Origin of the sequence: Gordonia sp. Z-3, assembly GCF_036233855.1 — a bacterium.
In the GTDB taxonomy this organism is placed as follows: Bacteria; Actinomycetota; Actinomycetes; order Mycobacteriales; family Mycobacteriaceae; genus Gordonia; species Gordonia tangerina.
Map to the genome: position 1 here is coordinate 86,420 of NZ_JAZARS010000008.1, position 12,294 is coordinate 98,713.

The 12,294-nt window shown below is 68.0% G+C and carries 11 protein-coding genes; 7 read left to right on the plus strand and 4 right to left on the minus strand.

Annotated features, from left to right (window positions below; translation table 11 throughout):
- Positions 1 to 5: 5 nt before the first annotated feature.
- The gene (locus VX037_RS11170) at positions 6 to 707 is read right to left on the minus strand and encodes a TetR/AcrR family transcriptional regulator (RefSeq protein WP_328714243.1); all 702 of its coding nucleotides are present in this window, start codon (positions 705 to 707) and stop codon (positions 6 to 8) included.
- Positions 708 to 819: 112 nt separating this feature from the next.
- On the opposite strand from VX037_RS11170, the gene VX037_RS11175 reads away from it, so the two are divergent.
- Together VX037_RS11175 and VX037_RS11180 are read left to right on the plus strand one after the other, a co-directional pair.
- Entirely contained in the window at positions 820 to 1,269 is a 450-nt protein-coding gene (locus tag VX037_RS11175; RefSeq protein WP_235723199.1) for a nitroreductase/quinone reductase family protein, read from the plus strand.
- A gap of 104 nt (positions 1,270 to 1,373) precedes the next feature.
- On the plus strand, positions 1,374 to 2,768 hold the full coding sequence (locus VX037_RS11180) for a DNA polymerase IV (RefSeq protein ID WP_396572170.1): 1,395 nt from the start codon (positions 1,374 to 1,376) through the stop codon (positions 2,766 to 2,768).
- Positions 2,769 to 2,793: 25 nt separating this feature from the next.
- On the opposite strand, the gene VX037_RS11185 is transcribed toward VX037_RS11180, so the two are convergent.
- On the minus strand, positions 2,794 to 3,750 hold the full coding sequence (locus VX037_RS11185; RefSeq protein WP_287015032.1) for an asparaginase: 957 nt from the start codon (positions 3,748 to 3,750) through the stop codon (positions 2,794 to 2,796).
- A gap of 240 nt (positions 3,751 to 3,990) precedes the next feature.
- Between VX037_RS11185 and VX037_RS11190 the strand changes: the two genes are divergently transcribed.
- Entirely contained in the window at positions 3,991 to 4,533 is a 543-nt protein-coding gene (locus VX037_RS11190; protein WP_235723197.1) for a hypothetical protein, read from the plus strand.
- 98 nt (positions 4,534 to 4,631) lie between these two features.
- Here VX037_RS11190 and VX037_RS11195 read toward each other — a convergent pair whose 3' ends face one another.
- Positions 4,632 to 5,558, minus strand: coding sequence for a hypothetical protein (locus tag VX037_RS11195; protein WP_287015031.1), 927 nt, complete (start codon positions 5,556 to 5,558; stop codon positions 4,632 to 4,634).
- Between the two features lie 54 nt (positions 5,559 to 5,612).
- Between VX037_RS11195 and lspA the strand changes: the two genes are divergently transcribed.
- From lspA to VX037_RS11215, 4 genes are all read left to right on the plus strand, one after another.
- Complete coding sequence (gene lspA, locus VX037_RS11200; protein ID WP_235723195.1) at positions 5,613 to 6,209, plus strand: signal peptidase II; 597 nt, start codon at positions 5,613 to 5,615, stop codon at positions 6,207 to 6,209.
- The gene (locus tag VX037_RS11205) at positions 6,202 to 7,128 is read left to right on the plus strand and encodes an RluA family pseudouridine synthase (protein ID WP_235723194.1); all 927 of its coding nucleotides are present in this window, start codon (positions 6,202 to 6,204) and stop codon (positions 7,126 to 7,128) included. The genes lspA and VX037_RS11205 overlap by 8 nt, the downstream gene beginning before the upstream one ends.
- 271 nt (positions 7,129 to 7,399) lie before the next feature.
- On the plus strand, positions 7,400 to 10,945 hold the full coding sequence (gene dnaE, locus VX037_RS11210) for a DNA polymerase III subunit alpha (protein ID WP_235723193.1): 3,546 nt from the start codon (positions 7,400 to 7,402) through the stop codon (positions 10,943 to 10,945).
- Positions 10,946 to 11,057: 112 nt separating this feature from the next.
- Complete coding sequence (locus VX037_RS11215; protein ID WP_235723192.1) at positions 11,058 to 11,312, plus strand: hypothetical protein; 255 nt, start codon at positions 11,058 to 11,060, stop codon at positions 11,310 to 11,312.
- A 15-nt stretch (positions 11,313 to 11,327) separates the two neighbouring features.
- On the opposite strand, the gene VX037_RS11220 is transcribed toward VX037_RS11215, so the two are convergent.
- On the minus strand, positions 11,328 to 12,269 hold the full coding sequence (locus tag VX037_RS11220; RefSeq protein WP_266061145.1) for an SMP-30/gluconolactonase/LRE family protein: 942 nt from the start codon (positions 12,267 to 12,269) through the stop codon (positions 11,328 to 11,330).
- Positions 12,270 to 12,294 lie beyond the last annotated feature (25 nt).

Here is a 12,294-nt window from a genome sequence, read left to right on the forward strand (position 1 = left end):
GTTGCTCAGTCGCGGGGCGCCTCGGCGAGAGGAGCCAGTGCGCGCTCGATGGCGACGTCGAACAACGCGGCCGGATCGCTGAAGGTGTTCGCGCCGTACTGGCCGAACACCTCGAGGCTGACCGCACCGATGGCGGTCGACCACAGGGTGGTCGCCACCACGAGCGCGGCGTCGGAGAGTTCGACGCCGAATTCGTCCCGGATCGTGGCGAGGTCGCTGCGGAGGCCGGCGGTCAGGTCCTGCTGCCGGCACTGCAGTGCGCCGTCGGCCTCGGCGCGAGCGACCTCGTCGATGAGCATCGCGACCACCCGGGTGCCAGGCTCCACGGTCTGCTCGGCGGGGGCGGAGTATCCCGGGACGGGACTTCCGTAGAGGAGTGCCCACCGGGCGGGGTCGTCGACTGCCCAGGCGCGCAGTGCGCGGGTTGCGGCGTATAGGCGGTCCCGATGACGGTCCGGTGGGACTGCTTCCATCGCCTGCTCGACGGAGTCCGCCACGTCGGAATACGCCTCCACCAGTAGCAACGTGAGCAGGTCGTCGCGGCTCGGGACATAGCGGTACACCGCCGAGGAGACCACGCCGAGATCGCGGGCGACCGCACGGAGTGAGAGGCCTGCGGCGCCGTAGGTGCGCAGGTGCTCGCGGCCGAGTCGTCGGATCTCCGATTCCATCGCCGCCCGATTCGCGGCGCGTGTGGTGGTGGCCATGAGGACATCGTCGCACAACTGAGAGCAGTGCTCTTGAATTTTCCCGCGGGGGCGCGCACACTAGAAAACGAGAGCGGTGCTCTCGATTCTGATCTCACGAAGGGGACTCATCATGCACGCAGCTCAGCCGCACTATCGCGGGCCCAAGGGAATGGACGCCGCCTTCAACCGGGTCGCTCGATGGCTGGTCGAACGCGGGGTGAACCTTGCGGGCGCACAGACGCTGACCGTCACCGGACGCAAGTCCGGCACGCCCCAGACCGTCCCGGTCAACCCGATGCCGTTCGAGGGCCGCGAGTACCTGGTCTCGCCGCGCGGCAACACCCAATGGGCGCGCAACGCCCGGGTGAACGACGCGGCGAAGCTGCGCCGCGGCCGTCGTCGCCGGTCGGTCCGGCTGGTCGAGGTGGCACCGGCCGACCGCGCGCCGATCATCCGCGCCTACCTCGACAAATGGGGATGGGAGGTCAAGCGGTTCCTGCCCGAGGGGATGGGTACCGAGCCCGACGATGCCACCCTCGCCCGGCACGTCGACGACCTGCCCGTCTTCGAGATCCGCTGAGGAATCGCCGATCTGCGGCCGCATACGATGCGGGGGTGGACTCCGCCGTCCCGCCCGAGGCCGAGCCCGGGCACGCCGATACCGAACGCAGTGCGCGGTGGGTGATGCATCTCGACATGGACGCGTTCTTCGCTTCCGTGGAGCAGCTGACTCGCCCGACCCTGCGTGGCCGACCGGTGCTGGTGGGCGGCACTGGCGGTAGGGGAGTGGTTGCCGGTGCCAGCTACGCGGCGCGCGCATTCGGTGCCCGGTCGGCGATGCCGATGCACCAGGCGCGACGACTCGTGGGCTCGGGAGTCGTGGTGCTGCCGCCTCGAGGCGGGGTGTACCGGGTGGTCAGTGCCCGGGTGTTCCGGCTCGTGCGGGATGCGATACCGGTGATCGAGATGTTGTCGTTCGACGAGGCGTTCGGCGAGCCCGCGGAACTCTCCGGCGCCGGCGTCGAGGACGTGACCGCGTTCGCCGAACGGCTCCGTGAGCAAATCCGCGACACTGTGGGCATCTCGGCGTCGGTCGGGTTCGGCAGTGGCAAGCAGATCGCGAAGATCGCGTCTGGCCTCGCCAAACCCGATGGGGTTATGGCGATTCCACCGAGCCGTGAACTCGCGTTCCTGCACGCGCTGCCCGTGCGCAAGCTGTGGGGGATCGGTCCCGTCTCCGGTGACCGGCTGCATCGGCTCGGCATCGAGACGATCGGCGACTTCGCCGCGATGTCCGACCTGGAGGTCGTCTCGGTGCTGGGGGCCACGCTCGGCCCGGCGCTGCATCGTCTGGCCCAGGGCATCGATGAACGTCCGGTCACCGAACGGGCATCGGCGAAGCAGATCAGCGCTGAATCGACCTTTCCCCGCGACCTCGTCGACCTCGACGAACTCCGGCCCGCCATCGACGCCGCCGCCGAGGGCGCGCACCGGCGGCTGCTCGCCGACGGCCGGGGCGCGCGGACCGTGGTGCTCAAACTCCGGCGCTCGGATTTCTCGATCCTCACCCGGTCGACGACGCTGCCCGCGGCGACCAGCGAACTGTCGGTGCTCTCGACGGCGGCCCAGCGGTTGGCCCTCGATCCGCGCAGCATCGGACCGATCCGACTGGTCGGCGTCGGATACTCGGGACTGACTGCGGTGCAGCAGTTCTCGTTGTTCACCGACCTGGACGACCGGCCCGATGAGGCCGTCGTCGAGGTCGGCGACGTCGACGACGTGGAGGCGGCGTTCGTCACCGCGGGTCCCGCACCCGACGTGGCGGAGCCGACCGCCGGACCGCCGGACGAAACGTCGGCCCCGCGCTGGGAGACCGGGACCGACGTGGCACACCCCGAACACGGTCACGGCTGGGTGCAGGGCAGCGGGCACGGTGTGGTGACGGTGCGATTCGAGACACGGGCCACCGGACCCGGCCGGGCCGTGACGTTCCCGGTCGACGAACCGGCCCTTGCCCGCGCGGATCCCATCGCCAGCCTCGCGTGGCCCGACGTCCGTCCCACAGTGGACGACGACTGATCCGCCGAACCGTAGCGCGGCAGGGTCAGGAGGGGTCGATCCGGGCGAAGAAGCCGCGGACCTCCTCGGCCGTGGCACCGGTGGAGAGCAACGCCAACAACGCGATCCGGGCCTGCGGCGGACGCAGCCAACGCGACACGATGGCGCCCGCGCGCTCGAGATCGACCCCACCCCCGCCGCCCCCGTACGTCGGCACCACCCGACCGAACGGCACCCGGGTGGACACCACGACCACGATCCCCTCCCGGACCGCCGCGCTCACCTCGGCCGTGATGTCCGGGTGGGTGTTCCCGGAACCGGTGCCCGCCAGCACGATTCCCGCCGCGTGCTGGCTCATCGCGGCCGCGATGAGTCCCGGGGACACGCCGGGGTAGAGGCCGAAGGAGTCGACTCGGACGTGACCGGTGGCCGGTGGCGCTACGTCGAGGACGACCCTCGGTATGGCGTCGTGAACGGTGTCGAACGCCTCGAGCGCGGTGGTGGAGGATTTGAACAGCCCACGTGCCGAATGGATTCGGCCACCCATCGCGACGAGGACGCCGCGACCCCGGTGGTCGGCGGTCGCGACGGCCCGGATCGCATCGGCGATGTTGCGCGGACCGTCTGCGGTGGGCGAGTCCGCGGTGTGTTGCGCTCCGGTGAAGACCACCGGACGGTCATCGGTGTGGAACAGGTCGACGAGGTAGGCGCTCTCCTCCATCGTGTCGGTGCCGTGGGTCACCACGACGCCGGTGACGGCGGGATCGGCGAGGGCGTCACGGACCGTGGCGGCAATCGCGAACTGGTCGGCGACCGACATCGCCGAGCTGTCCACGGACATCAGATCCGTCGTGGTCACCTCGACCTCGTCGAACGCGAGGTGATCGCCGTCGGCCGTGCCGAGGAGGTCGTGCCCGGACAGGGCCGGAACCGCGCCGTCGGCGGTCGTCCGGGCCGATACCGTGCCGCCGGTCGAGATCAGGACGATGCGGGTGGCCGTCATGGTGTCCAAGCGTATGGTCTCGGGGCGGCGTACTGTCTCGGGGCCCGGGAACCCACGGCGCCTCCCGACCGTTGCGCTTCCGACGTGCGACGAACCGCATCGAATGTTGGGTGCGTTCTCGTCGGTTTGGCATAGTGGTGGGAGTTTTGGCGGCCCCGCAGGGGATGAGCGTCCAGAATCCACCGGGATCTGCGAGACGAACACGCAGACCGGACGAACGACTAGTGAGGGGAATGTTCGGTGAAGTTTCCGAAGATCGTGACCGCCGCGTTGATTGCGGGGGCAGTGGCATCGGTTGCCGCCTGTGGCAGTGACGACAGCGACGTCCCAGAGGTCCCGACGGTGTCGTCGGCGACCGCAGCCGCCTCGGGCGAGGGCGGGGGCGTCAACGACCCCGACACCCAGCCGTCGGTGGCGGTGCTGAACCAGATGCTGGAAGAGGCCCTGGACCCGAACGTGCCGAACTCGGAGAAGACCGAACTCGTCGAGGGCTCGGCGGCGGACCCGGCCATCTTCGATGAACTTGTGAAGGCCAAGCAGGACAATCCCGACGTCACCTACGAGATCTTCCCGCCGGTGATCCCGGCCGGGCCCAACAAGGCCACGGTCAAGGTGCAGGTCAAGCTCCCCGACAACCCGCCGACGAAGCTCGATGCCAGCATCGTCTACGTCGACGGTCGCTGGAAGCTGTCGCGCGACACCGTCTGCCCGCTGATCTCGGCGAACAATGTGCAGACGCCGATGTGTACTGATTCGGCAGCGGCTTCGGAATCGGGCAACTGATCATTCGTCGCTGACGACCCGTCACCACACGTCGCTCCTTCGGGGCGCCCCGCTGCTTCGCCAGAAGCAGCCCGAGCGCAACGGGGGAGTGACGTCGTTCACTGCCAGCCGACCGACAACCCGGTCTGCTGGATCAACGGTCGAGCAGGATCGGCACCCACGAGCTCGCGGGCGCCACTGAGCTCGATCGACCCCGAGATCGGTAGACCGCGGGTCAGATCGAGGGTCATCTCACCGTTGCCCGAGTTGCTGAACCGGGCGATGTTCAATGAGCCGCCGGCGCCGGGAACGGTGAAAACCGAATTCACCGGGGTCTGATCCACGGTCACGTCGATCGTCATCCGATCGCCGTCCCAGGCGGTGAGAGTGGCGTCGATCTGTTGGGTGACGGTGACCGCGGAATCGATGGTGCGTTCGATCCGCCAGCGCGCACCTGCACCGATCGCCTCGGTCGGCAGCGGTACCGACATCTGCAGTGCTTGGACCAGCGTCTGCTCCACCGCCAGGCGGGCCTCGGGTCCGGCGTCCTCGGCGGGCAACAGGCGCAGCGAGATCGGCATGGAACCGGGGCCGATCGCCAATCCGGCCCGGGAGCCGGAGGTCGCGGCAAGCTGATCGGTCAACGTGGCATCGGGCGAGGTGACCTCGCCCAGTGTCATCTCCAGATCGGTGGAGTCGGTGCAGTGGAAGAGTGCGCGCAGCGGCATCTCCACGGTCTGGGCCTCGTCGGCACCCGGCGATCGCACGGTCGACGTCGTCGTCACGGTCACCGTCTGCGCGGCGCTGCGATCGGGTGCCGCGGCGGGGAGACGCTTCTCGCCGGTCCCGGCGTCGAGGACGGTCACCTTCGCAGGTGGGATCGGCAGCAGGTTCACTCCGTCGAGTCCCGAGGTCGACTCCTGTGCGCAACCCGCCGACGCCGTCGCGGGGCCGGCGGTGTCGGAGTTCGGGTCGTCGGAGCCGCAGGCGGTGAGGCCGATCAGCAGGGTTGCGGTGATGATGAGGCCGGCGCGACGGGGGTACACGGCAGTCAGCGTATTGGAGGGCTCGTGGATGATGATGGGGTGGATGATGGAGTCATGAGCGAACCGACACCCGGTCCGGTCGACGAAGGCGATCGGTCGCCTACCCACCAGAGCCGCCGGGTGGTCGGGACCCTGCTGGCCATCGCGGCCGCCGTCATCGGTCTGGACCTGCTGACCAAGACGCTGGCGGTCAACCTGCTCGACCCGGGGCAGCCGGTCCGGATCATCGGTGACGCGGTCACGCTACGGTTGGTCCGCAACAGCGGCGCGGCGTTCTCGATGGCCTCCGGCTACACCTGGGTGTTGACCATCGTCGCCCTGCTCGTGGTGCTCGGAATCATCCGCTACAGCAGTCGCCTGCGGTCGATGTGGTGGGTCCTCGGGCTCGGTCTGGTGCTGGGTGGGGCGATGGGCAACCTCGCCGACCGGCTGTTCCGATCGCCGGGGCCGTTGCGCGGGCACGTCGTCGACTTCGTGTCGGTGGGGTGGTGGCCGGTGTTCAACGTGGCCGACTCGGCGGTGGTCTGCGGCGCGGTGTTGCTGGTCGCCCTGTCGCTGCTGGGATTCGAGTACGACGGCTCGCGCACCGGATGGGCGGCGCGGCGGCGCGGCGACCGAGATCGGTCCGCGGCGGAGGACGCCGATGCGTGAGTCACGATCGATGCCCGTGCCAGACGGGCTCGACGGGATGCGGCTGGACGCCGGTGTCGCGCGCATTCTCGGGTTGTCCCGCTCCGTCGTCGCCGCGCTCGCCGAAGACGGCGACATCACCGTCGACGGTGTGACGGTCGGAAAATCGCACAAGCTCGCCGCCGGGAGCTGGCTCGACGTCACGCTGCCGGAACCGGACGAGCCGTTGCGGATCGAGCCGACCCCGGTCGAGGGGATGGACATCATCTACCACGACTCCGACATCATCGTGGTAGATAAACCCATCGGCGTCGCCGCCCATCCGTCGCAGGGATGGACGGGTCCAACCGTTGTCGGTGCGCTGGCTGCGGCCGGCTACCGTATCGCCACTTCGGGTGCCTCCGAACGGCAGGGCATCGTGTCGCGTCTCGATGTCGGGACATCGGGGGTCATGGTGGTGGCCGTCTCCGAGCGTGCGTACTCGCTGCTCAAGCGCGCGTTCAAGGAGCGGGAGGTCGACAAGGGCTACCACGCCCTGGTGCAGGGGCATCTCGACCCGCCGGAGGGCACCATCGACGCACCCATCGGTCGCCACCGGGGCAGCGACTGGAAGTTCGCGGTGACCGCAGCCGGCAAGCCGTCGGTCACCCACTACGACACGGTTGAGATGTTCGCCTCGGCGTCGCTTCTCGACGTCCACCTCGAGACCGGGCGGACCCATCAGATCCGCGTGCATTTCTCGGCGCTGCACCACCCGTGTTGCGGGGATCTGACCTACGGCGCCGATCCGGTGCTCGCCGGGCGGCTCGGGCTGGCGCGGCAGTGGTTGCACGCGCGCTCGCTGTCGTTCGCGCACCCCGTCGACGGGCGGCAGGTCACGTTCACCAGCCCGTACCCCGCCGACCTGCAGCACGCTCTCGACGTCCTCCGCGACGCCTGACCCGCCGACAGAACCCCGAATCGCGCCGAGAGAACCCCGAATCGCGCCGACAGAACCCCGAATCGCGCCGAGGAGTCCGGGCGGTGTGTCGACACGCCGGGCCGACACACCGCACCGCGTCGCCCCATCTGTCACATAGGGCGTGCCATGCCCGGGTCTGTCGGGGCGTGGACATAGAGTTGGGGACGCTTCTTCAGACCGTGCGGTGCACACACCGGACGTGTTCGAAGCGCACCGACACGTCAGCGAACATCAGAGGTGAGAGACGTCCGTGGCCGATTCGTTCGTGCACCTGCACAACCACACCGAGTACTCGATGCTCGACGGTGCCGCGAAGGTGTCGCCGCTGTTCGCCGAGGCCAAACGCCTCGGCATGACGGCAATCGGGATGACCGACCACGGCAACATGTTCGGTGCGAGCGAGTTCTACAACACCGCGGTGAGCAACGACATCAAGCCGATCATCGGCATCGAGGCCTACGTCGCCCCCGAGTCGCGGTTCAACACCAAGCGCGTCACCTGGGGCACCCGCGACCAGAAGTCCGACGACGTCTCCGGTAGCGGTGCCTACACGCACATGACGATGGTCGCCGAGAATGCGACCGGTCTGCGCAATCTGTTCAAGCTGTCGTCGCTGGCGTCGATCGAGGGGCAGCTGGGCAAATGGTCGCGCATGGATGCCGACCTGATCGCGCAATACGCCGAGGGCATCATCGCCACCACCGGCTGCCCGTCGGGTGAGGTGCAGACCCGGCTGCGACTCGGGCACGAACGTGAGGCCCTCGAGGCCGCGGCGAAGTGGCAGGAGATCTTCGGCAAGGAGAACTTCTATCTCGAGCTGATGGAACACGGTCTGGAGATCGAGCGACGGGTTCGCGACGGTCTGCTCGACATCGGCCGCAAGCTCGGCATCAAGCCGCTGGTCACCAACGACTGCCACTACGTCACGCAGGAACACGCCAAGAGCCACGAGGCCTTGCTGTGCGTGCAGACCGGCAAGACGCTGTCCGATCCCACCCGATTCAAGTTCGACGGCGACGGCTACTACCTGAAGTCACCTGCCGAGATGCGTGAACTGTGGGACTCCATGGTCCCGGGTGGGTGCGACTCGTCGGTCGAGATCGGCGAGCGCGTGCAGAGCTACGCCGATGTGTTCACCCACCGCGACCGGATGCCCATCTTCCCGGTCCCAGAAGGTGAATCGCAGCAGACCTGGCTCCGCAAAGAGGTCGCCAAGGGCCTCGCCGAGACCCGTTTCGCGGGCACCGAGGTGCCCGAGGAATACCAGCGTCGGGCCAACTACGAGCTCGACGTCATCATCCAGATGGGTTTCCCGGCGTACTTCCTCGTCGTCGGCGACCTCATCCAGCACGCTCTCGAGGTCGGCATCCGGGTGGGCCCCGGGCGCGGTTCGGCGGCCGGTTCGCTGGTCGCGTGGGCGCTGGGCATCACCAACATCGACCCGATCCCGCACGGGCTGCTGTTCGAGCGATTCCTCAATCCCGAACGTGTGTCGATGCCCGATATCGACATCGACTTCGACGACCGTCGCCGCGGTGAGATGGTGCGGTATGCCACCGACCGGTGGGGCAGTGACAAGGTCGCCCAGGTCATCACCTTCGGCACCATCAAAACGAAAGCGGCGTTGAAGGACTCCGCTCGCGTCCAGTTCGGCCAGCCCGGCTTCGCGATCGCCGACCGCATCACCAAGGCGTTGCCGCCGCCCATCATGGCCAAGGACATCCCGGTCTGGGGCATCACCGACCCGGATCACGAGCGCTACGCCGAGGCCACCGAGGTCCGCACCCTCATCGAGACCGACCCGGATGTCAAGAAGATCTACGACACCGCGCTCGGTCTCGAGGGACTGATCCGCAACGCCGGCGTGCACGCCTGCGCGGTGATCATGTCCTCGGAGCCGCTCACCGACGCCATTCCGGTGTGGAAGCGTGCACAGGACGGCGCGATCATCACCGGCTGGGATTACCCGTCGTGTGAGGCGATAGGCCTGCTGAAGATGGACTTCCTCGGGCTGCGCAACCTCACCGTCATCGGTGACGCGATCGAGAACATCAAGACCAACCGCGGCATCGACCTCGACCTCGATGCGGCGCCCCTCGACGACCCCAAGACCTACGAACTGTTGGCCCGTGGTGACACCCTCGGTGTGTTCCAGCTCGACGGCGGCGCCATGCGTGAACTCCTGAAACGTATGCAGCCCACCGGATTCGAGGACATCGTCGCCGTGTTGGCGCTGTATCGCCCCGGCCCGATGGGCATGAACGCCCACAACGACTACGCCGACCGCAAGAACGGGCGCCAACAGGTCAAGCCGATCCACCCGGAACTCGAGGAACCGCTCAAGGAGATCCTGGCCGACACCTACGGCCTGATCGTCTACCAAGAGCAGATCATGCAGATCGCGCAGAAGGTGGCCGGGTACTCGCTCGGCCGAGCCGACATCCTGCGCCGCGCGATGGGCAAGAAGAAGGCCGAGGTCCTCGCCGCCGAATTCGAGGGCTTCGAGGAGGGGATGAAGTCCAACGGCTTCTCCTCGGCCGCGATCAAGGCGCTTTGGGACACGATCCTCCCGTTCGCCGGGTATGCGTTCAACAAGTCGCACGCCGCCGGCTACGGGCTGGTCTCCTTCTGGACCGCCTATCTCAAGGCGAACTACCCCGCCGAGTACATGGCCGGTCTGCTCACCTCTGTGGGCGACGACAAGGACAAGGCCGCGATCTACCTGTCGGATTGCCGCAAACTCGGCATCACCGTGCTCCCGCCGGACGTCAACGAGTCGCAGCGCAACTTCGGTGCCGTCGGCGGTGACATCCGCTTCGGTCTCGCCGCGGTGCGCAACGTCGGCACCGGCGTGGTGTCCTCGATCCTCGCAGCGCGCGACGAGAAGGGAAAGTTCACCAGCTTCTCCGATTACCTCGGCAAGATCGACGTGACCGCCTGCAGCAAGAAGGTCACCGAGTCGCTGATCAAGGCGGGTGCTTTCGACTCGCTCAACCATCCGCGCAAGGGGTTGTTCCTCGTCCACAGCGACGCGGTCGAATCGGTGATCGGCACCAAGAAGGCCGAGGCCATCGGCCAGTTCGACCTCTTCGGCGATGCCGGGGGCGCGGATGACTCGATGGCGGAGGTGTTCGCGGTCAAGATCCCCGACGAGGAGTGGGAGTCCAAGCACAAACTCGCTCTCGAACGCGAGATGCTCGGTCTGTACGTGTCCGACCACCCGCTCGCCGGTGTCGCGCACGCCATCGCCGCGCAGACCGACACGTCGATCACCCAGCTGTTGGAGGGGACGGTGCCCGACGGGGCGCAGATCACCATCGGCGGCATCATCTCGGCGGTCAACCGGCGGGTGAACAAGAAGGGCGAGCCGTATGCGGTGGTGACCCTCGAAGACATGGTCGGCGGTGTCGAGGTCTACTTCTTCCCGCGCTCGTTCTCCGTGTACGGGATGGACATCGTCCCCGACAACATCGTGCTGATCAAGGCGCGGGTCAACGTGCGTGACGATTCCACGATGATCAGCGCCAACGATCTCGCGGTACCCGATCTGGCTGCCGTCGGGACGGCGAAACCCGTGGCCTTGACGCTCAGCGCACGTATCTGCACCCCGGACCGTGTGCAGGCACTCAAACAGGTGCTGTCCCGCCACCCGGGTACCGCGGACGTGCACGTCACGTTGGTCAGCGAACAGCGGTCCACGGTCCTGCGGCTGACCGAGGCGCTGCGGGTCAGCCCGAGTTCGGCGTTGATGGGCGATCTCAAGGCGTTGCTCGGGCCCAGTTGCCTGGGGCAGTAGGCGGCCCCAACGGCAATGTTCGGGTGCCCGAACATTTGAGTTCACTTCGCGCTACACTCGGGACAGTGGAGATCATCCAGCCCATGATCACCGCCGACCGCGAGGAGTGACGATGACCGCAGCGAATCCGACCGCGTTTGTCGAAGTGCGTTCCGAGGCGCGGCACACGCCGACGCCGACCGTCGAGGTCGCCGGGGTGCGCTGGCCGGTCCACAAACTGCATGCGGTGCTGCTCGCCGTCGTCGTCGCGGTGCTCGTGTTCGCGCTCACCGGCTCCGGACTCGTCGTCGCCTGGACGTCGGCGGCCGTGCTGCTCGCCACCTGGTGGGGAGAGCGGATCTGGTTCTCGCACCGTCGCGGGGTATAGCCGACCGCGGCGCGGTCAGCGACCGGGGTACGCGGCGGTCGCACCACGATCGAATCCGCCGGGCACCTCATAGATTCGTCCGTCGAATCCGGCCCGGAACAGCCGTCCCGCGGAGAAGCCGCGGTCCCCGCGGCCGTAGGAGACCACACTCGACAGTGGCATCCCTGATCCGAGGACGCAGTACCGTCCCGGCGAGGTGATCCGTACGACCTGGCCGGCCGCATTGAAAGGCACCACCGGCCTGTTCCGGGAGTCCAGGGTCAAGCCATCCGGGGTGGCCGCGATGTCGCCGCCCAGGTTCAGCAGACTCTGCACAACCCGCGGATTCGACGTCGAGATCCGGCTCACGCCGGGATTGACGAAGGTTCGCGAGACATAGAGCCACCGATCGTCACGACTCAGCACGGCGCCGTTGGCGCTCGGTAGCGAACCCCAGTCCGCCTGCACCACGCCGTTCGGATACGCCCGTCCGATCAGATTGCCGAAGTCGTTGGTGGCATAGACGATCCCATTGCCCGCGACATCCATGCCGTTGGCGGCCGAGAACCCACGCACCCACGGTCGCAGGGTCCGGGTGCCGACGTCGATCCGCGCTATCCCGGCATGGCGCAGGGCGTCACCCACGATGACCCGGGCGTCGGCTCCGTAGCCGACCAGGAGTGCCCCGTCGCGAGCCCAGGCCAGTGCGCCGGCCCCACCGTCGGGAACGCGGGCGATCGGCACGGCCGGCGCGCCCGGCGACGACAGGCGAAATACCCTGCCCGAGATCAGATCTGTGGTGTAGAGCCGACCGGCCCGGTCGACCGTCAGACCTTCCAGTGCGGCGCCGGGTACGGTGCCCACCACGCGCGGTGCCTGCCCGGCGCCCGGACACACCGGAGCGGCCGACGCGCTCGCCGGGGTGAGTGCGGTGATCAGCCCGGCGGCCAGGGTGCCGACGGCAACCGCGCAGATCATCTGACGGCGTCGTCGCGAGTGGTGC

What these genes read in the sequence shown, in the direction of transcription:
- VX037_RS11205 (WP_235723194.1), top strand. Translation starts at nt 6,202, where the DNA reads ATGCGTGAGTCACGATCGATGCCCGTGCCAGACGGGCTCGACGGGATG.
- VX037_RS11175 (WP_235723199.1), top strand. Translation starts at nt 820, where the DNA reads ATGCACGCAGCTCAGCCGCACTATCGCGGGCCCAAGGGAATGGACGCC.
- VX037_RS11180 (WP_396572170.1), top strand. Translation starts at nt 1,374, where the DNA reads ATGCATCTCGACATGGACGCGTTCTTCGCTTCCGTGGAGCAGCTGACT.
- VX037_RS11185 (WP_287015032.1), bottom strand. Translation starts at nt 3,750, where the DNA reads ATGACGGCCACCCGCATCGTCCTGATCTCGACCGGCGGCACGGTATCG.
- VX037_RS11170 (WP_328714243.1), bottom strand. Translation starts at nt 707, where the DNA reads ATGGCCACCACCACACGCGCCGCGAATCGGGCGGCGATGGAATCGGAG.
- VX037_RS11220 (WP_266061145.1), bottom strand. Translation starts at nt 12,269, where the DNA reads ATGATCTGCGCGGTTGCCGTCGGCACCCTGGCCGCCGGGCTGATCACC.
- VX037_RS11215 (WP_235723192.1), top strand. Translation starts at nt 11,058, where the DNA reads ATGACCGCAGCGAATCCGACCGCGTTTGTCGAAGTGCGTTCCGAGGCG.
- lspA (WP_235723195.1), top strand. Translation starts at nt 5,613, where the DNA reads ATGAGCGAACCGACACCCGGTCCGGTCGACGAAGGCGATCGGTCGCCT.